We start from the raw sequence: 24,750 nt of genomic DNA on the forward strand, positions 1-24,750 counted from the left end.
ATTAAGATAACTATGTTAGCTTTAAAAATCAATTTTTTAAAATTGGCACAAGTAAAACATTTTTATAATGCTTATCTTTAAATATATTTAATGTTATGTTTTTATAAATATTTCTTTTGCTAATGGAGGAAAATAATATCCTATGATACGCATGATTCTTTTCTTATGTACTAATTTAGCGGTTATGTTAATATTTAGTTTGATTCTTAGCTTAACAGGCATTCAATCAAATACTTTTTATGGTTTGTTAGTTATGTCATTTTTATTTGGTTTTAGTGGTTCTATCTTATCTTTAATTTTATCAAAATGGATAGCATTACGATCTGTTAATGGTAGAATTATCACCCATCCTAAAAACGAAATAGAAAGTTGGTTAATAGATACAATTCGCGAACAATCTATAAAAAAAGGTATAATTATGCCTCAAATAGCAGTATATGATGCTGCTGATATTAATGCATTTGCGACCGGCGCTCGTCGAAATTCCGCTCTAATTGCTATTTCTACAGGATTATTAGAAAATATGACTCGTAATGAAGCTGAAGCTGTCATTGCTCACGAAATCAGTCATATTTCTAATGGTGATATGATCACAATGACATTAGTACAAGGAGTTGTTAATACCTTTGTAATTTTTATATCTCGAATTCTTTCTCAAATAATAAGTAATATTTTGTCAAATAACAAAAATGAAAACGAAGAAAAAAATCCATTTGTGTATTTTTTAATTTCTACATTTCTAGAATTAATTTTTGGTGTTTTAGCCAGTGTTATTACAATGTGGTTTTCTAGACATCGTGAATTTTATGCAGACGCTAGTTCTGCAAAATTAGTAGGTCGTGAAAAAATGATTTCTGCATTAAATCGTTTAAAAACTAGTCATGAACCTCAAGAATCTGATAGTATGATTGCATTCTGTATTAATGGAAAAACTAATTCTTTTTTACAATTATTTGCATCTCATCCTTCTTTAGAAAAAAGAATAGAAGCACTATATAATAAAGAATATATGTAATCAAAAAAAATGTCTCTCTTAATAGAAAGATAAAAAGATTTCTATTAAGAGAAATAAACATATTTAAACTTGTTTTTTTAATATAAGAACATTATAATATAAAAATATTATACATTTTAAAATTTAATTTTTAATTAAATTCTTTAAATAAAAAAACATAAAATTATGCTTATTTATTAAATATTTTTTTAAAAAAATTCAAGTGAAGACAGTAATATAACTTCTTTTACCCAATCTTAAATTCATACCGTATACAAAAATTTTTGTCTTGCTATAATTTTATGGCATCGAGACAAAATAAATATCGTTAAGGAACCCAAAATATGACTAAGATAAAAGATCAAATTAAGTAGTTTAATAAATTTAAAAAAAATTTTTTTATTCTTTTATTTTAAGAAAAAAATAAAATAGCTCTCTGTTCTAAAAAATTAGAAAACTTTTTTAAGCGTAACTTGAGTAAAATATTATTTAAATCAAAAAATATTTTTTATTAACCATTTTTGGTTTTAAAATTCTAAAAATATATTAGTATTAAAAGTCTTTAAAGTATTTTTTAAAAATATTTACTATGATTATCAAAAATAACTCATTAAAACATAATAAATATTCACTGCATAGATGAATTCTCTTAAAATCTTTTCATTCATACGACCTATTTTTATCTAAAACGATATTAAGCTTATAAATATATGATATATTTATAAATTCTATATCTTAGATAAATTGAATATTATGCTGTCCTATTTTTTTTTATGGAGTCTTTCTGATGGAGTTTTTTCTAGACCCGTCAACTTGGGCAGGATTATTAACACTAGTTATTCTAGAAGTAGTATTAGGAATTGATAATTTAATATTTGTAGCTATTTTATCAGAAAAACTACCTCCTAATCAAAGAGATAAAGCACGTTTAATTGGTTTAGGATTAGCTTTAATAATGCGATTAGCATTATTATCATTAATATCTTGGGTTGTAACACTTACTTCTCCTATTATTCAAAATAATTTTTTTTCTTTATCAATACGTGATGTAATTCTTTTATTTGGTGGTTTGTTCTTATTATTTAAAACCACCATGGAGTTACATGAAAGATTAGAAAATAATCATCATGAAAACTCAGAAAATAAAAATTATGCTGGGTTTTGGGCTGTAGTAATTCAAATAGTCATATTAGATGCAGTATTTTCTTTAGATGCTATTATCACAGCTGTTGGTATGGTGAATCAGTTATTAATTATGATGATTGCAGTTATATTGGCAACTATTTTAATGTTATTAGCATCGAAAGCGTTAACTAATTTTATTAATCTTCATCAAACAGTAGTAGTACTATGTCTTAGTTTTTTATTAATGATTGGTTTTAGTTTAGTTACAGAAGCATTAAGATTTTACATTCCTAAAGGATATTTATATGCTGCAATAGGATTTTCTATTTTAATAGAAATTTTTAATCAAATAGCACGTCATAATTTTATGAAAAATCAGTCTAGAAGACCTATGCGACAAAGAGCAGCTGAAGCTATTTTACGTTTAATGGTCGGAGAAAATGACAAAAAAAAACAAGCAATAAACACAGAATTAGATAATAAAAAAACAACATCTATTCCATCTTCACCAGAAACGGAAACATTTAAAGAAGAAGAGCGATATATGATTAATGGTGTTCTTACTTTAGCTGGACGTTCTATTAGAAGTATTATGACTCCTAGAAGAAATATTTCCTGGGTTAACACCGAGAAAAATACTGATGAAATTCGCATGCAATTATTGGATACACCGCATAGTTTATTTCCAGTATGTAAAGGAGAATTAGACGAAATAATAGGAATTGTACGTGCTAAAGAATTGTTAGTTGCTATCGAAAAAAGAATAGATGTATCCACGTTTGCAAGTAAAATATTACCTATTGTTATACCTGATACCTTAGATCCTATTAATCTTCTTGGTGTACTGCGTCGTGCACAAGGTAGTTTTGTAATTGTGAGTAATGAATTTGGAGTAGTTCAAGGGTTAATTACTCCCTTAGATGTTTTAGAAGCAATAGCAGGAGAATTTCCAGATGCTGATGAAACACCAGATATTATAAAAGAAAATAACAGTTGGCTAGTAAAAGGCGAAACAGATTTGCATTCATTACAACAATTATTAAATACCGAAGAACTGATTAAAGAAAATAATTATGCTTCTTTAGGAGGACTTTTAATTGCTCAAAAAGGTCAATTACCCCTTCCTGGAGAAATAATTGATATTTATCCTTTTCATTTTCATATTGTTAAAGCAACTGAATATCGTATTGATTTAGTAAGAATTATTAAAAATCAAGATAAAAATGAATAAATAAAGAAAAAAATTTTTTCATTAATGTTAAAACTTATAGTTTTTTTAAAAATATTTAATTAATCTTTTGAGAAAAGTATGTCTAATATAATTTTGGCAATTGACACATCAATTGATTGTTGTTCTATTGCTATATATAAAAAAAAAATATTTATTTTATATCAGAGAAATGTCAAAAAAAACATACCTCTAAAGTATTACCCATGATTCAAAAATTATTGTTAGAGAGCCAGACAACATTAAAAGAATTAAATTACATTGGTTTTTCAAAAGGACCTGGCAATTTTACTAGTATACGAATTGCAGAAAGTATTGCACAAAGTTTTTTTTTAAGTTTAAAAATTCCTGTAATTGGTATTTCTACTTTAAAAATAATGGCTGAACAAGCGTGGCGAAAATATAAAAAAAAACAAGTAATAGTTGCAATAAAGGCACAATCAACACACGTATATTGGGCTAAATATACTAGAAATGAAAAATCTATTTGGATAGGAGAGCATACAGAATCTTTAGTAAAAAAAGAATTAATTCAAAAAAAAATTAATCATTTGAAAAAACAATGGACTCTTGTTGGTAATGGATGGAAAATAATTGAATATAAAAAATTTTCCAATATTAATAATGTTAATGTTTTTTTTCCTAATGCACGAGATATAATTCCATTTATTTTATTAAAAATTAAAACTGGGATGGTCTTGTATTCTGTTGAAGATGGTCCAAATTATTTATATAATAATTTTTAGAATAAATTATTAATAGTATTATATAAAAAACAATCAATTCTGAAATATTAATATACTTCAGCATTGATTGTATAAAATTAGTATATTTTAAAATAAAAAGATATATTAAAGTATTTAATTAAGTACTTTAATCAGGCAAACTAATATTTAGTTCTAATATAGAAATATCTTCTCTTTTTTGTTCTAATTGAACACTTATCATATTTGGATCTATATTTACATATTTACAAATTACGGAGAGTATTTCACGTTTTAATTGCGGAAAATAATCAGGTTCATTATTATATTTTCTTTGTTCTGCAATAATTATTTGCAATCTCTCTTTTGCAATATTGGCATTTGTAATATTAGCAGTATTTTTGTTCCGGGATAAAAAAAAATCTAATAAAGCCATATCTATCTCCCGAATAAACGTTGTAAAAAACTTTTTTTTTCTTCTTTAACAAAACGAAAACGATGTTTTTCACCTAATAATCTATTAACAGTATCAAAATAAGCACATCCTGCATTAGAATTAACATCTAATATAATTGATTCTCCTTGATTGGACGCACGAAGAATAGATGGATCTTCTGGTATTATACCTATAATAGGTATTTGAAGAATGTCTACAACGTCTGTCATACTTAACATTTCACCTTTTTTAACACGCGTAGGGTTATAACGTGTTAATAAGAGATATTCCTTTATAGGAGTTCTGTTCTGTTCAGCTCTTTTTGATTTTGATGAAATAATCCCTAATATTCGATCTGCGTCTCTTACTGAAGAGACTTCTGGATTAGTAGTAACAATAGCTTCATCTGCAAAATAAATTGCTAGAACTGCACCAGTTTCAATTCCTGCTGGTGAATCGCAAATAATAAAATCAAATGCCATATTTATAAGTTCAGATAAAACTTTTTCTACTCCTGAACGTGTTAAAGAATCTTTGTCTCGAGTTTGTGATGCTGGAAGAATAAATAAGTTATTTATTTTTTTATCTTTAATTAAAGCTTGATTTAGTGTTGCGTCACCTTGAATAACATTAATAAAATCATATACTACTCTGCGTTCGCATCCCATTATTAAATCTAAATTTCTTAATCCTATATCAAAGTCTATAACAATGGTTTTTTTCCCTTTTTTTGCTAAACCTGTTGCAATAGCTGCACTTGAAGTAGTTTTACCTACACCTCCCTTCCCTGAAGTTACTACAATAATCCGTGTCATATAAAAATGTCCTTAAAACAACATGCTTAACTAAGAGAATTTATAGTTAAAAATTTATTTTTCAAGTAAATTTGAACTGGTTTTCCAATAAATTCTGATGGTATTTGATCTGACAACCAATATTCACCAGATATAGAAACTAGTTCAGCAAATAACCCTGTACAAAATATTTTTCTTGTTATATCGCCATTAGCACCTGCAAGAACTCTTCCACGAACTATACCATAAATATGAATATTTCCATCTGCTACTAATTCTGCTCCAGCACTAACATTATTTATAATAATTAAATCGGCATCTTTCGCGTAAATTTTTTGACCGGATCGTACTGGTATATCTACAATATGAGTTTTTTCTATTTTTTGTGTTATACTTTTTTGGTTTTTTTTTAAAGAAGCAATACAAGGATTATAAATAACATTGATGTTATTATTTTTACTTTCTGATAAAATCGGTAATCCTGAATCAATGATATTTTTTTTTAATATATTGTCTTTACAACCACTAACCCCCACAACAGACAAACCATGAGAAACAATAATTTCTTGTATTCTTTTCCAATTTGCTTTATTACACAAAGCTGAAATATTAACAATAATAGGTGCATTTTTAAAAAAATATGGATATTCTTGAATTTTTTTATGTAATGATTGATTTATTAGATCTATATCATGATTATTTATATATAGTACTAACAATGTAAAATTACTACCTTTAATTTCAATAGGTGTTTTTTGCATATTTATTGCTCAATAATATTTACATAAAACATATAATTTTTATTTTTAATAATAAAAATAAAAATTTATACTATGTAGATTATAGTATAAATATTAATTGATAACAATTTCTATTTTTTAATAAAAAAATATGTCATATTATCAATTAAAATAAGTGTTAACTTGAATGAAAAAAAATTTTTTATAAATTGTTACATTAAATAAATTTTTACTTCTTTTATAATCATATATATTTGAAATATAAGGAATATATTTATTTTGTTATTTTCTAAAAGCAGTCAACTTATGTTGCGTCATAGTAAAAAATTTAAAAGAAAAAGAGTTTTTTTTTCAGGAAACATACAAGATAGTTTTCCTATCTATTTATCTACACTAAAAACAAAAATAAATTTTCAAAAATATAGTGATTACATTAATTTTAAAAAAAATAATGTAAAAAATATTAATATTTATAACAATTTATTAGTATCTGATGACATGGTGAAAAATTGCGATACTATAATTTATTATTGGCCTAAAAATAAATCTGAAGCACAATTTCAATTCATCAATTTAATATCTTGTTTACCAATCAACACTCAAATATTTATTGTAGGAGACAATTCCAGTGGAATAAAAAGTGCACCTTTAATACTAAAAAAATGGATTACTTTATATAAAATAGACAACGCTAAACATTCTATATTAATGACTGGTTTGCTTGAAAGAAAAAAAAAATTTATATTAGAAGATTTCTTTAAAACACATGTGTGGGAGAATTTTTCTATAAAATCTTTGCCTGGTGTTTTTGGTAATAAAAAAATAGATGAAGGTAGTAAATTACTTGTTTCTACTTTTTCGAAAAATATAACTGGAAAAATTTTAGATGTTGGTTGTGGAACAGGATTTTTATCAGTGTCTCTATTACATAGAGCACCAAATGTTATGATTACACTAATTGATAATAACATAGTTGCATTAAAATGCAGTGAAGCTACGCTAGATATTAATAAATTAAGCGGAAGAGTTTTATGTAGTGATTTTTATTCAAATATATCTGAAAAATTTGATTTAATTATTTCAAATCCACCTTTTCATGATGATTTAAAAGTTAATTTTGATATAGTAAAAAAAATAGTATGTGACTCAGTAAAACATTTAAATTTTAGAGGAGAATTAAGATTTGTTACTAATAGTTGCTTTAACTATCATTTTTTATTAAAAAAAATGTTTAAAAAATATTTTATAATAACTAGAACCAATAAATATAAAATATATCAAGCTTTTTTAAATTAATTGAATAATATATTTTTGGTACCCGGAGCGGGACTTGAACCCGCAAAGCTATAAAGCCGAGGGATTTTAAGTCCCTTGTGTTTACCAATTTCACCATCCGGGCTTAAATATTTTTAGAGGCGTATCCCGGAATCGAACCGGGTTATACGGATTTGCAGTCCGCTACATCTCCAATCTGTCAATACGCCTATATAACTATTATAGAAAAAAAAAATAAAAATTACAAATAAAAAAATATTTTTTTAAAAAAAAAATAATTTATATGATATATATAAAATTATCTTTACAAAAAGTAAGATAATGATTTATTATTACTTTAATATATAAAAAATTTTTTACTATCGGAGAGGTGGCCGAGTGGTTTAAGGCAGCGGTCTTGAAAACCGCCGACGAGCAATCGTCCGAGAGTTCGAATCTCTCTCTCTCCGAAAAAAAACATTAAAAAATACATATTTAGTAAAAATCATTTTTTATAAAATATTTATCCAATAAAGAAATTTAATAGTAAACATACTTATTGAGTATCAGTAGACAAAATTTCAATTTCTACACGACGATCAGGAGCTAAACAACTAATTAATAAAGGTTTGTTTTCTATATCATTACATACCTGATTAGTTAATGAATATGACTTCCCCATTCCTTGAATAGTTATTTGATTTCTAGAAAACCCTTTAGATGTTAAATAATTTTTAACACTGTAGGCTCGATCTTCAGATAATTTTTGATTATATTCATCATCTCCTAGCCTATCAGAATATCCCGAAAGAACAATTGAGATATTATTTAAATTCTTTTTTTTAATATTTTGATCTAATTGAGCAAGTTTGTCATAAGCAATAGGTTTTAATTCTGTACTATTGAAAGGAAAATTAATATTTTCATTAAATACGGTATAAGGTTTATTTAAAAATTCATCATCCTCAGATGAAAACACATCATTTATATGAGATTCTCCAAATTTCCATCCGAAAGATAAAACTGCGTCTCCTAAAGAAGGTTTAATAGATGATTCTGTTATATTTTTTATACTATTTTTCCAGGTATAATCTAATCTAGTAATAAATTTTTCATTAAAAATATATTCTGCCCCTAAAGAAAGACTAGGAAATAACGGACTTTCTTTATTAAACATGTTTTTTAAATCTTTTTTAGAAGTAAGATTGTCCCAAAAAACTATTCCTCCTAATCGCGTATAAAGATGAAAATCATCTGTTATTGGAAAAGACAATTTTGTGGCAAGTTGAACACTATTGATCTGTACATGTTTTGGTTGTTTTTTTTGAAATATTTTATAAGGGAAAAAACCATTAGTATCATTTTCTATTTCAAAAGAAAAATATGGATTAAATTCATAACCTAAAAAAATCCCAATAATTGGAGCACTTAAATTTTCCTGTAATACATCAACATCACTTTCAGGATCTTTAGAATCATTAATAATATTATATTTTAAAGGATGCAAATGCGACCATCCAATTTTTGTACCTAAATACCATCCATTTTTTTCTTCGGCTTGAACAGACGTCACTAAGCTTGCTAATAAAAATGCGATAGCAAAAGCTCGTTTTTTCATTTGAAACTCCATTGTTTATAGATTAAATGTAAATTAAAAAAAGTTTATAATATATTTTTATAAAAAATAATTAACTTTAAATCTGGCAAGATTTTAAAAATATTATATAGTAAATGTAACGTTAATCATATATCAATAACAATATATCATTAATATATAATTAACATTATCTTACTCTAATTGAGAAAAATTACAGGAAAAACTTAACAAACGTATTCCTAAAAAATGTAACATAACTAAGTATCCGACTCCAGAAATAAAACATACAAAAATTAAACGAATTATTTTATTGAAAAAAGAACCTACATTCCAAAGAGGCATAAAGTGCAATATAAAAAATAAAATTACAAGCATGACTAATATGGATAATATTAAACGAAAAATAAAAACAAAATCATTATATTTTAAAAAAATCATTTTTTTTTGATATAATTTCCAATAAAGTAATAAAAAATTTATCCATCCAGATATACTAACAGATAAAGCAAGACCTGCATGTTTAAAATAAAAAATCAAAATCGGATTCATTAACTGTGTTAAAAATAGCGTTAAAAATGAAATCTGCATAGGAATATTTATTTCTTCACAAGCATAAAAAGCAGAAGCTAATATTTTTACTAAGATAAAAGAAACTAGACCAAAAGAATATAATTCTAGTACTTTTTCAGTCATTAAAACATCAAAATTTGTAAATTTTCCGTATTGAAAAAGAACAACAATTATAGGTTTTGCAAGAAAAAAAAGTATGATAGCACTTGGTAACGATACTATTAGACCAATACGCAGTCCCCAATCAAGTAATTTTTTATATTCTGATTTTATATTATTTTTATATCTTTTAGTAAGAGATGTAAATAAAACAGTACTTAATGATACACCTAATATACCTACTGGAAACTCTATTAATCGATCAGCATAATATATCCAAGATATTGATCCTGAACATAATAATGAAGTAAAAATAGTATTAATGATTAAAGAAATTTGATTAGCAGAAGTACCTAAAATAGCAGGACCTATTTTTTTTAAAAATCTCAAAAGACCAATGTTATTCCAACTGATATTAGGCATAACTAACATATTTATTTTATATAAAAATGGAAATTGATAAAATAATTGAATAAAACCACCGATAATAACAGCCCATGCTAAAGAAATAATAGAAGGATTAAAAAAAGAACTAAAAAAAATAGAAAAAACAATAATACTTATATTTAAAAATACTGGAGATAAAGCAGGAACAGAAAAATAATTCCAACTATTTAAAATAGATGAAAAAAACGAAGATAAGGAAATTAATAAAATATAAGGAAGCATAATTGTTAACAAATGTTCAGATAATCTCAATTTTTCAGGTAATTCTAAAAAACCTGGAGCATTAATTAAAATTAAAAATCTAGAATAAAACATTCCTAATATGATTAAAAAAAACATAAAAAAAATCATAAAACCAAACATAGAAGAAATAAAATTTTGAACATATTTTTCATTTTTACAACTTTTATATTCCATTAATATAGGTACAAACGTTTGAGAAAATGAATTATCAGAAAAAATACGACATAATAAATTAGGAATTTTAAAAGATATAAAAAAAGCATCAGTAAACATAGAAGCGCCAAATGTACTAGCAATTAAAACATCTCGAATAAAACCTAATATACGAGATATTAGAGTCATAAAACTGACTGATATTAAAGATTTTAAAAGATTCATACTAAACTAACCTATAACTATAAAAATATCAGAATATTTAAAAAAAATAAATTAAATTAATTATATACCGAGTTAAACTATTCTAATTCTCTTTAATAAGAAAATAAAAATGACAGAATATGAAAAAAAAATAACTATTATAAAACCTGATGATTGGCATGTTCATTTAAGAGACAATAAAATTTTAAAAAAAGTAATTAACTATACTGGTAAATTTTATGCAAGAGCATTAATTATGCCAAATCTTGACGATCCTATTACAAATTGTTTTAAAAGTATTTCTTATCGTAATAGAATTTTAAAATCAATGAATTGGAATTATAAATTTCAACCATTAATGACTTGTTATTTAACTGATCGTACTATTCCTGAAGAATTAGAAATTGGTTTTTTAAAAAAAATATTTATAGCGGCTAAATTATATCCTTATTGTTCTACAACTAATTCAAAAAAAGGTGTAAAAAAAATTAGTCATATTACTCATATTTTAGAACGTATGGAAAAAATAGGGATGCCATTGTTAATTCATGGTGAAGAGGTTAATAAGAGTATTGATATCTATGATAGAGAAGCAGAATTTATTAAAAATACTTTAGATCCTTTGCGTAATTGTTTTCCAAAATTAAAAATAGTATTAGAACATATTACAACAAAAGAATCTGTAGAATACATTAAAAAATATGGTTCTAATTATTTATGTGCAACAATTACACCACATCATTTAATATTAAATCGAAATGATATGTTTTCTGGTGGAATTCAACCATATCTTTATTGTTTACCTATTTTAAAAAAAAACATACATCAAAAAGCATTGAGACAAGCTATCGCAAGTGGAAATAAACATTTTTTTTTAGGAAGTGATACAGCACCACACTTACATAAAGATAAAATTAATTTTTTTGGTTGTGCAGGAATATTTAATGCTCCCTCTTCTTTATTATCATATGTTACAATTTTTGAAGAAATGCAAGCTTTAAAGTATTTACAATCTTTTTGTTCAGAAAATGGTCCTAAATTTTATAATCTTCCTATTAATAAAGAAACTATTACATTAATTAAAAAACCATTAAAAATAAAAAAAAGAATTAGTGTTGGCAATAATATAATTATTCCATTTTTATCAGGTAAAATTTTAAATTGGTCACTTGAAAACTGATTTAAATAAATTATAATAGTTTTTTAGAATAATAAAAAATACTCAAATCTCTAAATTTCCATTAATATTATAAGTAATACATTTTTGATGTGGCGAAAACAATTCTAAAAAATATTGATTTAAATAAAACTTTTTGTTCAAAAGAATTTTATTTTGCAAATTTATTTTTTTTAAATACAAACATTTTTTAACGATTAAAGTCCAATATTTTTTTAATTTATAATGATTTTCATAAGGAGAAAATATATTAATTTTTTTTTCAAGAGATATTCTCTCTTTATTTAATTGTAAAAATAAATTAAAATAATGCTCCTTTTTTTTAAAAATTGTCTTTAATTCCTTTATAGTAGTATTTTTTAACAAATTTTTATGTTCTTGATCAAGTATATTATCTAAAGAAAGTAAAATATTTTCTATTTTTTTGATTATATTTATTAATATTTCCATGTAATAATTAAAAAAGTTTTTTGTAAATAGCATTATTTTTACATAAAGAGAGAGTTACATCAATAAAAAAATTATATAAAAATTATATTTTTTTATATTATATTAAAATTATTTTAAAAAATGACTTATACAGATATTATAACTTCTCTGTTTTTATTTACAATACCTGTAAGAATTTTTCCATTTTTTGTTTTAACACGTATTTCTTGATTTTCTGCTCCATTACTTAATGATATTGCTGTAGAAGAAATAGTAAAATTTTCTTCATGAATAATAATAACAACATTTTGATTTATGTGAACTAACCAAAACGGACGTGTCATAAAAGATGTTATTGGCTGTAATGGAAAAATATCACGTAGTGTGACTTTGTTAATAACATCTTCTTTCTTAAGATAGGTATTATTAGGTAATATATCTAAACGTCCTATGAGAATTTTTAAATCTGATTTTTGTATTTTAGTACCGCGGGGGATTTTTCTATTTGCTACAATGTATTCCCCTTTTGTTTGAAGTTCTACTTGTAAATAATAATGTCTTTTATCACAAGTTAAAAGAACATCAACTAAACCTAAATAACGAAAATTACTTGGAACTGAAAAAAAAGGTTTTTTACAATATATATTTTTTTTTAATCGAGTACGTAATATAACATTTATGTTTATACTATTTTTTTCAAAAGGATATTCTTTTTTAAAGAAATTACTTAACTGATCAGTTAAACTACTAGAATTAACTTTAAAAGATAAAAAAAACAAAAAAAAACAAAGCATTATTTTTTTTAATATCATTCTTGTCCTTAATTTTATAATACTGACTTGTACTTATGATTTTTTTAAAATTATTTTCTTGATACAAAATGTTTAATAAATGTTTAATAATATAAATATATTATTTTTCAAATATTCCTGAAAATTATATTAAAAATAATAGATGTTATAAGAAACAAAAATAATATTTTTATGTCACTTCCTCAAATAAATTTGTATACTAAATTTTAAGGATAAAATATGTTTAATAACATTAATAAAGTTTTTAACTTTGGTCAACAAGCATTAAATCTATATGCTCAAAGACAAGAAATTTTAGCTTCTAATATTGCTAATGCTGATACACCTGGATATCAATCAAAAGATATGAATTTTGAAAAAGAACTGAATAAAATATTAAAAAATAGAGATATAAAAAACAAATATATTATTTTAAAAAAAACGTCTCCTAATCATTTGAATGCAAGATATAATAATATAATTTCATTAGAAATTAAACCTGTTATTAATAACGAAATTAAACCAGATGGAAATTCAGTTAATATGGATAGAGAAAGAATTGAATTTGTAAATAATAGTTTAAAATATCAATCAAGTTTAACATTTATAAAAAACGAAATTAAAAACATGAAACATGTTATACAAGGATAATATACATCATGTCTCTTTTAAATATATTTAATATTGCAGGTTCAGCAATGACAGCGCAATCACAAAAAATAAATATTATTGCGAGTAACTTAGCAAATATAGATAGCGTAATACAAAAAAATGGCAAGTTTTATCCATATATTGCAAAAAAAGTTGTTTTTGAATTTGATCCTTTAAACAATTCAGAAGTAGGCGGCGTAAAAATATCTGCTATAATCGACGATCCTAGTCCTATGAAATTGATATATAATCCAAATCATCCTATGGCTAATAAAAAAGGTTATATTTTGACATCTAATGTCAATCCTATTTCAGAAACAGTAAATAATCTTGCAGCGGCAAGAAGTTATCAAGCAAATATAGAAGTATTTAAAGCAGCTAAATCTATGATAAATAAGACATTAACGATCAACGAATAATGGAGAATAAATGAGTACTATTTATACTAATTCATCTATAGATAATAAGTTTATTGAAAAAAATGGAAATGACTTACAAAACAATTTAAATCCATTAGATCTACAGAAAAACTTCTTAAACTTATTGATTGCACAAATTAAAAATCAAGATCCTACTGATCCGATTAAGAACACTGAATTAACATCACAATTGGCTCAAATTAATACAGCCACTGGAATTGGGAGATTGAATAATACTGTATCAGGTTTTTCAAATCAAATTAACAGAACTCAAAATCTTCAAATGTCTTCATTAATTGGACATCGTGTGATGATACCTGATACTAAAATTAATTATAATAAAGAAAATAAAGAATTTGGTATGAAATTAATTGGTAACGCAACTGAAGTTAAAATTCAAATTACCGATAAAAAAGGTAAAGTTTTACATGTACGAAAAATGAAAAATATAAAACCTGGTATATATAAATATGTCTGGGATGGTAAGGATTTAAATAAAAATAGTGTAAAATATGACAAGTATAATATTTCAGTTACAGCCCAAAATCAAGATCAAACTGTACCTGCAGAAATTTTAAGTGAAGCATCAGTAAATAGTATTATTACATCTTCTGAAGATCCTATTATAGATTTAGGCGATGCAGGAAATGTAACACTATCAAAAATTCGAGCAATTCTTAAATAAGAATTTTTTTATTCAATATAAATTAAAAGAGTTAAAATATGACCAGTACAGGAGCTATAAATGGTTTGCTTATCAATGATAATTATATAAAAATTATATCTAATAATATTGCTAACGCCTCTACTATAGGATACAAATCTAGTCAACCTGTTTTTTTTGATATCTTTTCACATTCAATTTATTCAAATAGTATTCAAGGATCAGGTGCTGGAATCTCACATATTATACAAAACTTTAATAATGGAATGCTTATTGAAACAAATAGAGATTTAGATTTAGGAATTATAAAAGACGGATTTTTCCGTGTTTTAGATGCTCGAGGCCATGTGTATTATACGCGAAATGGTCAATTTTTACTCGATAAAAATAAAAACATTATTAATATGCAAGGTATGTATCTCACTGGACAAAATAAATCTTTTTCAAAAAATACATTTAATAATTTATCTAATTTAGAAGTAATTAATTTAAGACATGCTGATATATTACAAGCAAAACCCACTTCGTCAATTACATTAAGTGCAATTTTAAATAGTAATATTAATTCGGTTACTACAGACGATCCTCAAAATAACTTATCCGAATCAGGAAACAATATTAGAAAAATTATTATTTATAATAAAGATGAAAAACCAGAAGAAATAACTATTTCTTTCAATAAAAAAGATGAACACACATGGAAAGTTCATGTCAAATCAAATAATGAAAAAGACACTTCTACAGAAAATAGTATAGATAATAGTTTCGAGTTACAATTCAACTCCGATGGTGAATTAATTTCTCATGAATTATTTAAAATTCGATCTCAAAACGCAAAATATGAAAATATTACTCTAAATTTAACTGACACTGTAGAACAATCAAATAGTGATAATTCTTTTAAAGAATTTTATCAAAACGGATATTTAGAAGGATCTTTAAAAACATTTAATATTCTTTCCAATGGAGAAATTATTGGAAGATATTCTAATGAACAAACGTTACCTATTGGTCAAATATTATTATCAAAATTTATTAATCCTGAAAAATTACGTCCTGAAAGTGGTAACGTATGGTCTGCTACTGAAGAGTCAGGTGAAGGAGATATAGGAATAGCAGGTAATTCTGGCTTTGGATTATTAGAAAAAGGAACTTTAGAAACTTCCAACGTAGATTTAAATAAAGAATTAATAAATATGATTGTAGCACAGCGTAACTATCAATCAAATGCTCAATCATTTAAAACAGAAGACAAAATTATTAACACTTTAATAAATTTGCGATAATCTATAGGATTAAATACTGTAATGGAGAATTCAATATATAACTCTATGCTTTCTGCTAATCAACTATTAGAAAAACAAACTATAATTTCTAATAATTTAGCAAATATTTCAACTTCTGGTTTTAAAGAAAAATTTAATTACATACTACAAGTACCAGATACAAACAATTTTTATAATAACTATAATAAAGTTATAAAAGAGTATTATAATTTGTATCCGGGAATACTACGTCATACAGAAAGAAATTTAGATGTATTTATTAAAGATGATGGTTGGTTAACAGTTAAAGATATGAATGGTCAAGAAGCATATACAAAAAATGGTCATTTAAAAATAAATTCAAAAAACAAACTAACGATTCAAAATAATGAAGTAATAGGACGTAACGGTAGTATCACTATACCTAACAATGTTAATTTAAAAATTTTGTCTGATGGAATCATTACTACGGTAGAAAAAAATAAAAATAAAATTTTTCAAACTCAATTAGATCAGTTAAAATTAGTACATCTTCCTTCACAACATTTAATACAAAAAGAAAATGGATTGTTTTATCTTAAAATAAATCATCAACTCAATCAAGATAGTAATAACATTAACAATATTAATAGAAATATACGTCTTCAATCTGGTATGTTAGAAGAAAGCAATGTCAATCCTTCTAAAAACATGATAGAAATGATATCAAATGCTAGACAATTTGAAATGCAAATGAAAATGATATCTGTATGTGATCAAAATTCTGAACGTGCTAATCAATTAATTGATATTAACAACTAGAAAAATAGGATATAATCATGATTCCTTCTTTATGGATTGCTAAAACTGGTCTTGATGCTCAACAAATTAACATGAATGTTATTTCTAACAATTTAGCTAATGTAAGTACTAACGGATTTAAGCGTTCTAGAGCAGTATTTGAAGATTTAATGTATCAAACAATACGACAAGCGGGGACAAATTCATCTGTTGATACAAATTTACCGTCAGGATTACAGATAGGAACCGGAGTACGACCTGTAGCTACTGAAAGAATTCATAGTCAAGGTAATCTTTCAAAAACAGATTCTATAAAAGATGTAGCTATTAATGGACCAGGTTTTTTCCAAGTACAATTACCAGATGGAAATATAGCATATACTAGAGATGGTTCTTTTCAATTCGATCAAAATGGTCAACTAGTAACTAATAGTGGTTTTCCTATTATACCTGAAATTAATGTTCCTCCCAATACTTTAAACATGAATATAGCAAGAGATGGTATTGTTAGTGTTTCAATACAAGGCCAAACACAACCTGTTTTTCTCGGTCAATTGAATTTAATTAATTTTATCAATCACTCTGGATTAGAAAGTTTAGGAGAAAACTTATATCAAGAAACGCAAGCATCAGGAACACCAATTGATACCACTCCAGGATTAAATGGAACTGGTTTTTTATATCAAGGATATGTTGAAACTTCCAATGTGAATGTTGCTGAAGAACTTGTTAATATGATCCAAACTCAAAGAGCATATGAAATAAATAGTAAATCTATTAGTACATCAGATCAAATGTTACAAAAATTATCACAATTATAATGTTTAAATTTTATATTATATTTCATAAAAGGTAACTTGTTCGTGATAAAGTTATTTATTTTTCAAATTAAATATTTCTTCATTACTTTATTTTTGTTATTGCTTCAGAGTTGCGCCTCTGTACAATACAAACCTCTAGTAGAGGGTGTTACAACTGCTGTAGCACCTAATATTTTACCTAAAGTAGTAAATGGTTCTTTGTTTCAAGAAAATACACCTATAAAAACTGGTTATCAACCGTTATTTGAAGATCATCGTCCACATAATATTGGTGATATAATAACAGTTGTATTACAAGAGAATATAAGTGCCAGCAACAGCTCTGCTTCTGATATTAGTCGAGATGGAACAGCTAATCTAGGAATCGCAGTATCTCCTGGACAATTAAACCCTATGTTAGGTGTAGATTTAAAAGATAATCAAGCAGGATTAAATGGAATAGGAAAAAATGCTTTTTCTGGAAAAGGAAGTAATTCAGCTAAAAACAAGTTCACTGGACTGATTACTGTCACTGTTAAAAAAGTACTACCAAATGGAAATTTAAAAGTTGTTGGAGAAAAACAAGTTGCTATTAATGAAGGGGTAGAGTTTATTCGTTTTTCAGGTGTAATAAATCCTAATAATATTAATAAAAATAACTTAGTCGCATCTACACAAATATCTGATACACGTATTGAATATGTGAGTAATGGACGCATTAATGACATTCAAAGAATGGGATGGTTACAAAGATTTTTACTAAAATTTTCTCCTATATAGATATTTTGTATAAAATTATATATCTTCTAAATTAAATTAAAGATCATAAAGGATGTTACTTGTCCTTTATGACATACATATAAAATATGTAAAAAAAATAAAATACAAAAAATAAAAAATTTTTATATAATGAAAATATTTATTGAAAATAAAATATTTATATACTATAACACTTTTTGAAAAGTGCATTAATAAAGGTTTTTTATGTCTAAAATAATATCATTATTACAATTAATTATTTTTATTTTTATTAATCTGTGCATTCCTGCATATGCTGAAAAAATACGTGATTTAACTAGTATTCAAGGAATTCGAGACAATCAACTTATTGGTTATGGTTTAATAGTAGGTCTAGATGGAACAGGCGATCAATCGACACAAGCTCCATTTACCAATCAATCTTTGAATAATATGTTATCTCAATTAGGAGTTATTGTGCCTCCTGATGCTAATATGCATCTAAAAAACGTAGCAGCAGTAATAGTTACAGCAAATTTACCTCCATTTAGTCACACAGGTGAGCAAATAGATATTATAGTATCATCTATAGGAAATGCTAAAAGTCTTAAAGGAGGCACGCTATTAATGACGCCTCTGAAGGGTACTGATAATCAAATTTATGCTATTGCTCAAGGTAATGTACTAGTATCTGAAAAAAATAATACTCAAGAAAAATTTAATTATATTCATTTAAAACAAGCTAATTCGGGAATAATCCATAATGGTGCAACTATTGAACGTGAAATAAACACTAATTTTGGAAAACAAAAAACTATTAATCTTCAATTAAACAGAGAAGATTTTATTACAGCACAACGCATCAGTGATATGATTAATATAAAATATCCAGATACAGCAATACCGATTAATTCAAAAACAGTGCAATTAAATACTTCAGCTAATAATAATGTACAAGTACATATGCTTTCTAATATTCAGAATATTGATATTTCTTTACCATCTCAAGAAGCTAAAGTAGTAGTAAATTCTCGAACTGGTTCAGTTGTTGTCAATCAGGAAGTAAAATTAGGATCATGTGTAGTGTCAAATGGACCTATATCAATAATTGTTCATGAAATAATTAATCAAAAAAGTGAATTAAATGTTTTAAAATCATTAAAGAAAAATACAACAGAAAAATATTTTGAAGCAGATGCAATGAATAAAAATTATATAAATGATTTTCTTTTAAATAGAATTAATTTAAATAAAATAGTCCGTGTTTTAAATAAATTAGGTACAAAACCTTATGAATTAATGTCTATTTTACAGTCAATGAAAAGCGCTGGTTGTTTACATGCTAAATTGGAAATTGTTTAATGAAAGATAATTTATTATTTAATATATCAAATTATGGAACACAATTTATTCGTGAACTAAAATATCAAGTTCATAATGATTCAAAAAAATATTCCATTCAAACTGCTAAAGAAGTAGAAAGTCTATTTATTCAAATGTTACTAAAAAGTATGAGAAACTCTTTACCACAAGATGACTTATTAGGGAATAATCAAAGTCGTCTTTATACAGATATTTATGATCAAGAAATATCAAGATGTATGAGCCAAAAAGGAATAGGATTAACCGACATTATTTTAAAACAAATTCAACCAATACAAAATCTTACAGAACAATAAAAATGATCTAAAAGGGAATAAAAATGAGTTCTATATTAGATACCGCTATTTCTGGTATAAATGCAATGAGAATTTTGATTAACAATACTACTGATAAAATCAATCATCCCGCTGAAAAAAATATAGAAAACCGTATTTTTTTAGAAAATACTATGCAAGATTCTGACTTCAATACTACAGTAAAAGTCCAAGAAATATATGATAACTATAATGATTTTATTACAGAAGAAAAAAGAAAAACCAATGTACAAGTTCAAGATGAACAAACTAAAATTGAACAATTACTTAAATTAGAAGATTTACTATGCGAAAAATCAAATATTTTTAATGAATTAATCAATGCTCTATATGAACAAATAGATAATGATGTTATTAATAAAAATAATATAATCAATCATAATGTCAAAGAAAAATCAAACAAGATTATTTCTGCATTAAAAGATTTTGACAGAAAATTAAAATTTTTAGAAAAAGATATTAAAGAATCCGTCATTAACAATCTACAAAAAGTTAATACATTAATTGATGAAATTCATGATGCCACTATAGACATTCGTTATTTTCCTGTTTTGAAATTACCAAACAGAGTTCAAAGTTTCATTGATAAAAGAGATAATTTAGTAGATGAACTAAATGATTTAGTTGGAGTTAAAGTGGTTAAAGGTGAAGATAGTTATAAAGTTTATTTAAATAATGGAATATGTATTATAGATAACAATCAAAAACAAAACTTAATTCCTTTAACCTCTAAATCTGATGATAGATACATCAGTGTAGGATATATCGATAATAATGAAAAAAGAGTAAAAAAAATAGAGGATATGATACCAAGTGCTTCTTTAGGTGCTCTTCTTAAATTTAGAAAAGAAGAATTAACTCATGCAAGAAATAGAATTGGTCAACTAACAGTGAATTTTGCTGATAGTATCAATTCATACAATATCTTAGGACAAGATGTATTTGGTCATATTGGTAAACAATTTTTTAATATTAGCAATCCAGAAGTTATAGCTAGTTCTACTAATCACTCATCTCCTATAACATCTGCAAAATGGGTTTCTACTAGTAATTCTAAAGATACTGATTACGTTGTGTTTTTAAAAAATAATAATTGGTCAGTAAAAAGACTATCAGATGATTCTTTTGTACAACCTAATATACGTAAAGAAAACAATAATTTATTAATTACTTTTGATGGTATCGAATTTGCAATACAAGGTAAGAATGATGACGGTGATATTTACATGATTAAGCCATATTCTAAAACATTAGAAAAACTAGAATTATTAATCGATGACGATGAACCATTTTTATTTACCTCAAACAATAAAATTAATTATCAAAGTACTAATATTAATATGCCGATTAAAAACATTCACAAAGAAATTTTAGTAAACCATCAAGACACTCTTGATGAATCTTATCAAAAATTCTCTAAAGCAATAGCCTACAAATGTAATTTGCTTGAAGAAGAACTCCCTTTTAAAAAAAATATGATAGGAATACTACGTGATAAAAAAATTTCAATGTCTAATGATGCCAAAAAAGACTATCTAGATTTAAACTATGAACAAGAATGTTACCTTGCCAATGTAAAAGTTTTACAAACAGCAGAACGTATCTTTAATGAAATAATTGACTGCTATAGCTAAAAAACATAATATAATTATATTTTTAAAAAATAAAAACTTACTTTAAAGTAAGTTTTTATTTTTTACAAGTATAAAAATATTAATACATACTATTACAATTATATTTTAGGTTTAGCAGCAGGAGAATAAGAAAAATTTGTTGCAGAATGCGCCCCCGCAGATTTTTTTATCTTAATATTTAATCGCATTAAAAAAGAATTAGAATCAATATTTTTATTATTTTCTTTTAAGAACGTATCTTCAGAAATTTTTGTTACTGGAGCGCTTGATTGATTTTTTTTATTAGATATTAATACATCTTTTTCTTGAAAAATCAGTTTATATTTATATTTTTTATTTTTTTTAATTGCATTCAAATTTTTATATTTTTTGTAGGGATGAATTATAGTTGTTGTTTTTTTGATTGTAGAATTACAATTATTGACTACTTTATTTTCCAATTTTTTTTCTAAAAATATTTGATTTTGAATAAAATGTTTTTTTTCTAAAATAGATGGTATATTCGATATTTTCCTAAAACTATTTTTTTTACTTTTTTTTGTTTTATTTAATAAAAAAATAGGATCTTGAATCCACAACTTACTTAAAGACAACTCTGATGAAAAAACTGAAGACATCACAAATATAGGAAATTGCATAGGATAAGTATTTAAAAAAATATTGTTGATAATCTCGTTTTTTAATATTTTAGGTTTTTCACAATCTCGATAAAATATACCATTATTAATGATATTTTTTCTATTCAATTCATTTAAAACATTTTTTTTTAAAATTTTTTTTTCGTTAATATTATTTTTTTTATTACAGTTATTAAATTTTTTTAAAGAAAAAGCATAATTATTTTTCATAATTTTTGAATTTAAATCTTTTAAATAAAAATTATTAAAGTTGTTACTAATAACATTTAATTTATTATATTTTTTTTCTCTAGCATTATCTAAAGATATATCTTTTTTTTCAAATGATTCTGATAATGTTCTTGTCTTTTTTTTATTACCAGCATGATGTTTTTTTTTTAAATAAATTTTATTTTTACTTTGAACACTATTTTTTTTAATAACTTTGCGTGTCATTAAAATATTTTTGATTAAAAAAGAACTTTTTATCCAGGATATTATTTTAAAAATAAAATTGTTATTAAATAATCTTACACTTTGATTATCACAATTATTTTTTTGAAAATTTTTTTCTTTTTTTATTTTTTTTACATGATGATTAAAAATATTCGAATTTTTTAAATGCAACGTTTTTTTTTCTTTTTTTTCAATTTCATTTTCTTTTAAAATATGTATAACTTTTCTTTTTCGAGTAGTAGAAAGAGCATAGCTCATTGAATTTATGTTTTCACCTTTTCTTATTCTAGAAACAGAATAATGTGGAGTTTTCATATTTTTACTAGGAACAATAATAGTTTTTCCTCCAGCTTGACGTTTTTCAATAGCATGTACTGCATCTCTTTTTTCATTCAATAAATAACAAGCTATTTCTATAGGAACAATAGCATGTACTTGATAAGTATTTTCTTTAAGAGCTTCTTCTTCAATCAGACGCAAAATCGATAAAGACAACGACTCATTATCTCTAATAGTCCCTGTTCCTGTACATCTTGGACAAATATGATGACTAGATTCACCTAAAGAAGAACTCAATCTTTGTCTAGACATTTCTAATAATCCAAATTTAGAAATCTGACCAATTTGAATACGTGCTCTATCTTCACGTGTAATTTCACGCAATCTATTTTCAACCGCTTTCTGATGACTGATAGGTGTCATATCTATAAAATCAATTACAATTAAGCCTCCTAAATCTCTTAAACGTAATTGACGAGAAATCTCATCCACTGCTTCGATATTAGTATTGAATGCTGTAGATTCAATATCCATACCACTTGTAGAACGAGCAGAGTTAATATCAATAGCAGTCAATGCTTCTGTAGTATCAACCATAATTGAACCACCAGAAGGCAATCTTACTTGTCTTTGAAAAGCAGAATTTATCTGTGTTTCAATTTGAAAATAACTAAAAAGTGGTATTTCTCCAGTATATAATTTAATTTTATTAATAAAATCTGGACGTCCTAAAAAAGTAATATGTTCACGAGCAATATCTAATATTTCAGGATTATCAATTAAAATTTCTCCAATATCTTGACGTAAATAATCTCTAAAAGCTCGTACAATGACATTGCTTTCTTGATGAATTAAAAATGGTGCTGTTCGATTTTTAGCTATTATTTGAATTGTTTCCCAATGTTGCAATCTCAGTGATAAATCCCATTTTAAAGATTCTATCGATTTTCCTGCACCAGCAGTTCGAATAATTAAGCTCATATCTTCAGGTAATTGTAAAGAAGATAATAATTCTTTTAAAAGTATTCTATCATTTCCTTCAATTCTTCTCGATATTCCACCAGATTTAGGGTTATTCGGCATAAGAACTAAATAACTTCCTGCCAAACTAATAAAGGTAGTTAAAGCTGCACCCTTTTTACCTCGTTCTTCTTTATTTATTTGAATAATAACTTCTTGACCCTCTTCTAAAACATCTTTAATATTTAAACGTGAATTATTGACATATTTTTCTGGAAAATAATTTTTAGAGATTTCCCTTAGTGGTAAAAAACCATGTTTTTCTTCACCATAATCTACAAATGCAGCTTCTAGACTAGGTTCAATTCGAGTAATTTTTCCTTTATATATATTTGATTTTTTTTGTTCTGATCCAGAATTTTCTATATCAAGATCATATAAACGTTGACCATCAACAAGAGCTACACGCAACTCTTCCTGTTGAGTCGCATTAATTAACATTCTTTTCATTATAACTTTTTCTCTCTTATTTTTATAAATAAGTAAATACATCAACAGGAAATATAAACTGTAAAAAAAATAATTTATTATCATATTATGACTTTTATTTGAAATACCTATAAAAATAAGTTTTTTATAAAAAATTTAAATAAAAAGAATTTCAAAATATAAATACATAAAAAATTAGTATATATACAAAATATATTTTTTAAAAAATTTTTAATACTATATTTTAATAGTAATAAATTTAATTAATATATTTATATCAATAATTATATTATAATAAATAAAAATTAAAAAAATT

At 24.8% G+C, this 24,750-nt stretch carries 23 protein-coding genes and 3 tRNA genes; 16 read left to right on the forward strand and 10 right to left on the reverse strand.

All coding sequences use genetic code 11. The annotated features are described in order from the left end of the window. The first annotated feature begins 142 nt into the window (after nt 1-142). The 3 genes from htpX to tsaB all read left to right on the forward strand — a co-directional run bounded on the left by htpX (nt 143) and on the right by tsaB (nt 4,093). Nucleotides 143-1,015, forward strand: a complete 873-nt coding sequence (gene htpX, locus AB4W64_RS01660) for a protease HtpX (protein ID WP_367677770.1) — start codon at nt 143-145, stop codon at nt 1,013-1,015. A gap of 766 nt (nt 1,016-1,781) precedes the next feature. Further along, on the forward strand, nt 1,782-3,350 hold the full coding sequence (locus AB4W64_RS01665; protein WP_367677771.1) for a TerC family protein: 1,569 nt from the start codon (nt 1,782-1,784) through the stop codon (nt 3,348-3,350). A gap of 203 nt (nt 3,351-3,553) precedes the next feature. Beyond that, nucleotides 3,554-4,093, forward strand: a complete 540-nt coding sequence (tsaB, locus tag AB4W64_RS01670) for a tRNA (adenosine(37)-N6)-threonylcarbamoyltransferase complex dimerization subunit type 1 TsaB (RefSeq protein WP_367677772.1) — start codon at nt 3,554-3,556, stop codon at nt 4,091-4,093. A 127-nt stretch (nt 4,094-4,220) separates the two neighbouring features. On the opposite strand, the gene minE is transcribed toward tsaB, so the two are convergent. The 3 genes from minE to minC are packed head-to-tail and all read right to left on the reverse strand — an operon-like array spanning nt 4,221 to nt 6,042. Continuing rightward, nucleotides 4,221-4,487 carry a cell division topological specificity factor MinE gene (minE, locus tag AB4W64_RS01675; RefSeq protein WP_367677773.1) on the reverse strand — a complete coding sequence of 89 codons (267 nt, stop codon included), beginning with the start codon at nt 4,485-4,487 and terminating at the stop codon, nt 4,221-4,223. A 2-nt stretch (nt 4,488-4,489) separates the two neighbouring features. Further along, on the reverse strand, nt 4,490-5,302 hold the full coding sequence (minD, locus tag AB4W64_RS01680; RefSeq protein WP_367677774.1) for a septum site-determining protein MinD: 813 nt from the start codon (nt 5,300-5,302) through the stop codon (nt 4,490-4,492). Nucleotides 5,303-5,328: 26 nt separating this feature from the next. Beyond that, nucleotides 5,329-6,042 carry a septum site-determining protein MinC gene (minC, locus tag AB4W64_RS01685; RefSeq protein WP_367677775.1) on the reverse strand — a complete coding sequence of 238 codons (714 nt, stop codon included), beginning with the start codon at nt 6,040-6,042 and terminating at the stop codon, nt 5,329-5,331. Nucleotides 6,043-6,300: 258 nt separating this feature from the next. On the opposite strand from minC, the gene rsmC reads away from it, so the two are divergent. Next, the gene (gene rsmC, locus AB4W64_RS01690; protein ID WP_367677776.1) at nt 6,301-7,317 is read left to right on the forward strand and encodes a 16S rRNA (guanine(1207)-N(2))-methyltransferase RsmC; all 1,017 of its coding nucleotides are present in this window, start codon (nt 6,301-6,303) and stop codon (nt 7,315-7,317) included. A gap of 16 nt (nt 7,318-7,333) precedes the next feature. On the opposite strand, the gene AB4W64_RS01695 is transcribed toward rsmC, so the two are convergent. Next, nucleotides 7,334-7,420, reverse strand: a tRNA-Leu gene (locus AB4W64_RS01695). 14 nt (nt 7,421-7,434) lie between these two features. Continuing rightward, nucleotides 7,435-7,505, reverse strand: a tRNA-Cys gene (locus tag AB4W64_RS01700). Between the two features lie 155 nt (nt 7,506-7,660). On the opposite strand from AB4W64_RS01700, the gene AB4W64_RS01705 reads away from it, so the two are divergent. Further along, nucleotides 7,661-7,745, forward strand: a tRNA-Ser gene (locus AB4W64_RS01705). Between the two features lie 86 nt (nt 7,746-7,831). On the opposite strand, the gene AB4W64_RS01710 is transcribed toward AB4W64_RS01705, so the two are convergent. Together AB4W64_RS01710 and murJ are read right to left on the reverse strand one after the other, a co-directional pair. Further along, on the reverse strand, nt 7,832-8,893 hold the full coding sequence (locus tag AB4W64_RS01710; RefSeq protein ID WP_367677777.1) for an OmpA family protein: 1,062 nt from the start codon (nt 8,891-8,893) through the stop codon (nt 7,832-7,834). A 171-nt stretch (nt 8,894-9,064) separates the two neighbouring features. Then, nucleotides 9,065-10,609, reverse strand: coding sequence for a murein biosynthesis integral membrane protein MurJ (murJ, locus tag AB4W64_RS01715; RefSeq protein ID WP_367677778.1), 1,545 nt, complete (start codon nt 10,607-10,609; stop codon nt 9,065-9,067). A gap of 109 nt (nt 10,610-10,718) precedes the next feature. On the opposite strand from murJ, the gene pyrC reads away from it, so the two are divergent. After that, nucleotides 10,719-11,768 carry a dihydroorotase gene (gene pyrC / locus AB4W64_RS01720; protein ID WP_367677779.1) on the forward strand — a complete coding sequence of 350 codons (1,050 nt, stop codon included), beginning with the start codon at nt 10,719-10,721 and terminating at the stop codon, nt 11,766-11,768. 42 nt (nt 11,769-11,810) lie between these two features. Here the strand turns inward: pyrC and flgN are convergent, their stop codons facing one another. Both flgN and flgA read right to left on the reverse strand, forming a co-directional pair. Continuing rightward, nucleotides 11,811-12,248: a flagellar export chaperone FlgN gene (gene flgN / locus AB4W64_RS01725; RefSeq protein ID WP_367677780.1), complete on the reverse strand. Its 438-nt coding sequence runs from the start codon at nt 12,246-12,248 to the stop codon at nt 11,811-11,813. 92 nt (nt 12,249-12,340) lie between these two features. Then, on the reverse strand, nt 12,341-13,006 hold the full coding sequence (flgA, locus tag AB4W64_RS01730) for a flagellar basal body P-ring formation chaperone FlgA (RefSeq protein WP_367677781.1): 666 nt from the start codon (nt 13,004-13,006) through the stop codon (nt 12,341-12,343). A 219-nt stretch (nt 13,007-13,225) separates the two neighbouring features. Between flgA and flgB the strand changes: the two genes are divergently transcribed. From flgB to AB4W64_RS01780, 10 genes are all read left to right on the forward strand, one after another. Further along, nucleotides 13,226-13,636, forward strand: a complete 411-nt coding sequence (gene flgB / locus AB4W64_RS01735) for a flagellar basal body rod protein FlgB (RefSeq protein WP_367677782.1) — start codon at nt 13,226-13,228, stop codon at nt 13,634-13,636. 8 nt (nt 13,637-13,644) lie between these two features. Continuing rightward, on the forward strand, nt 13,645-14,055 hold the full coding sequence (flgC, locus tag AB4W64_RS01740) for a flagellar basal body rod protein FlgC (RefSeq protein ID WP_367677783.1): 411 nt from the start codon (nt 13,645-13,647) through the stop codon (nt 14,053-14,055). Nucleotides 14,056-14,065: 10 nt separating this feature from the next. Then, a complete protein-coding gene (locus AB4W64_RS01745) occupies nt 14,066-14,740 on the forward strand; it encodes a flagellar hook assembly protein FlgD (RefSeq protein ID WP_367677784.1) in 675 nt (224 codons plus the stop codon). A gap of 38 nt (nt 14,741-14,778) precedes the next feature. Continuing rightward, nucleotides 14,779-16,005, forward strand: a complete 1,227-nt coding sequence (locus AB4W64_RS01750) for a flagellar hook protein FlgE (RefSeq protein ID WP_367677785.1) — start codon at nt 14,779-14,781, stop codon at nt 16,003-16,005. Nucleotides 16,006-16,026: 21 nt separating this feature from the next. After that, nucleotides 16,027-16,785, forward strand: coding sequence for a flagellar basal-body rod protein FlgF (gene flgF, locus AB4W64_RS01755; protein WP_367677786.1), 759 nt, complete (start codon nt 16,027-16,029; stop codon nt 16,783-16,785). 17 nt (nt 16,786-16,802) lie between these two features. Then, the gene (gene flgG, locus AB4W64_RS01760; protein ID WP_367677787.1) at nt 16,803-17,585 is read left to right on the forward strand and encodes a flagellar basal-body rod protein FlgG; all 783 of its coding nucleotides are present in this window, start codon (nt 16,803-16,805) and stop codon (nt 17,583-17,585) included. 42 nt (nt 17,586-17,627) lie between these two features. Further along, the gene (locus AB4W64_RS01765; protein WP_367677788.1) at nt 17,628-18,344 is read left to right on the forward strand and encodes a flagellar basal body L-ring protein FlgH; all 717 of its coding nucleotides are present in this window, start codon (nt 17,628-17,630) and stop codon (nt 18,342-18,344) included. A gap of 204 nt (nt 18,345-18,548) precedes the next feature. Next, nucleotides 18,549-19,664, forward strand: coding sequence for a flagellar basal body P-ring protein FlgI (locus tag AB4W64_RS01770; protein WP_367677789.1), 1,116 nt, complete (start codon nt 18,549-18,551; stop codon nt 19,662-19,664). Beyond that, a complete protein-coding gene (locus AB4W64_RS01775; RefSeq protein ID WP_367677790.1) occupies nt 19,664-19,981 on the forward strand; it encodes a rod-binding protein in 318 nt (105 codons plus the stop codon). The genes AB4W64_RS01770 and AB4W64_RS01775 overlap by 1 nt, the downstream gene beginning before the upstream one ends. A 23-nt stretch (nt 19,982-20,004) precedes the next feature. Then, nucleotides 20,005-21,633 (forward strand): FlgK family flagellar hook-associated protein, encoded by a 1,629-nt coding sequence (locus AB4W64_RS01780; protein WP_367677791.1) that lies wholly within the window; start codon nt 20,005-20,007, stop codon nt 21,631-21,633. Between the two features lie 98 nt (nt 21,634-21,731). Here AB4W64_RS01780 and rne read toward each other — a convergent pair whose 3' ends face one another. Then, on the reverse strand, nt 21,732-24,455 hold the full coding sequence (gene rne / locus AB4W64_RS01785; protein ID WP_367677792.1) for a ribonuclease E: 2,724 nt from the start codon (nt 24,453-24,455) through the stop codon (nt 21,732-21,734). Between the last annotated feature and the right edge of the window lie 295 nt (nt 24,456-24,750).

This window comes from Buchnera aphidicola (Brachycaudus tragopogonis) (assembly GCF_964059175.1).
GTDB classification, from domain to species: Bacteria; Pseudomonadota; Gammaproteobacteria; order Enterobacterales; family Enterobacteriaceae; genus Buchnera; species Buchnera aphidicola_BM.

Excerpts from the sequence above, each read along its gene's own strand:
- AB4W64_RS01665 (WP_367677771.1), top strand. The coding sequence starts at position 1,782 with ATGGAGTTTTTTCTAGACCCGTCAACTTGGGCAGGATTATTAACACTA.
- AB4W64_RS01745 (WP_367677784.1), top strand. The coding sequence starts at position 14,066 with ATGAGTACTATTTATACTAATTCATCTATAGATAATAAGTTTATTGAA.
- AB4W64_RS01775 (WP_367677790.1), top strand. The coding sequence starts at position 19,664 with ATGAAAGATAATTTATTATTTAATATATCAAATTATGGAACACAATTT.
- flgN (WP_367677780.1), bottom strand. The coding sequence starts at position 12,248 with ATGCTATTTACAAAAAACTTTTTTAATTATTACATGGAAATATTAATA.
- flgG (WP_367677787.1), top strand. The coding sequence starts at position 16,803 with ATGATTCCTTCTTTATGGATTGCTAAAACTGGTCTTGATGCTCAACAA.
- minC (WP_367677775.1), bottom strand. The coding sequence starts at position 6,042 with ATGCAAAAAACACCTATTGAAATTAAAGGTAGTAATTTTACATTGTTA.
- AB4W64_RS01780 (WP_367677791.1), top strand. The coding sequence starts at position 20,005 with ATGAGTTCTATATTAGATACCGCTATTTCTGGTATAAATGCAATGAGA.
- htpX (WP_367677770.1), top strand. The coding sequence starts at position 143 with ATGATACGCATGATTCTTTTCTTATGTACTAATTTAGCGGTTATGTTA.
- AB4W64_RS01710 (WP_367677777.1), bottom strand. The coding sequence starts at position 8,893 with ATGAAAAAACGAGCTTTTGCTATCGCATTTTTATTAGCAAGCTTAGTG.
- rne (WP_367677792.1), bottom strand. The coding sequence starts at position 24,455 with ATGAAAAGAATGTTAATTAATGCGACTCAACAGGAAGAGTTGCGTGTA.
- pyrC (WP_367677779.1), top strand. The coding sequence starts at position 10,719 with ATGACAGAATATGAAAAAAAAATAACTATTATAAAACCTGATGATTGG.
- AB4W64_RS01750 (WP_367677785.1), top strand. The coding sequence starts at position 14,779 with ATGACCAGTACAGGAGCTATAAATGGTTTGCTTATCAATGATAATTAT.
- flgB (WP_367677782.1), top strand. The coding sequence starts at position 13,226 with ATGTTTAATAACATTAATAAAGTTTTTAACTTTGGTCAACAAGCATTA.
- murJ (WP_367677778.1), bottom strand. The coding sequence starts at position 10,609 with ATGAATCTTTTAAAATCTTTAATATCAGTCAGTTTTATGACTCTAATA.
- AB4W64_RS01770 (WP_367677789.1), top strand. The coding sequence starts at position 18,549 with ATGTCTAAAATAATATCATTATTACAATTAATTATTTTTATTTTTATT.
- minD (WP_367677774.1), bottom strand. The coding sequence starts at position 5,302 with ATGACACGGATTATTGTAGTAACTTCAGGGAAGGGAGGTGTAGGTAAA.
- tsaB (WP_367677772.1), top strand. The coding sequence starts at position 3,554 with ATGATTCAAAAATTATTGTTAGAGAGCCAGACAACATTAAAAGAATTA.
- minE (WP_367677773.1), bottom strand. The coding sequence starts at position 4,487 with ATGGCTTTATTAGATTTTTTTTTATCCCGGAACAAAAATACTGCTAAT.
- flgC (WP_367677783.1), top strand. The coding sequence starts at position 13,645 with ATGTCTCTTTTAAATATATTTAATATTGCAGGTTCAGCAATGACAGCG.
- flgF (WP_367677786.1), top strand. The coding sequence starts at position 16,027 with ATGGAGAATTCAATATATAACTCTATGCTTTCTGCTAATCAACTATTA.
- flgA (WP_367677781.1), bottom strand. The coding sequence starts at position 13,006 with ATGATATTAAAAAAAATAATGCTTTGTTTTTTTTTGTTTTTTTTATCT.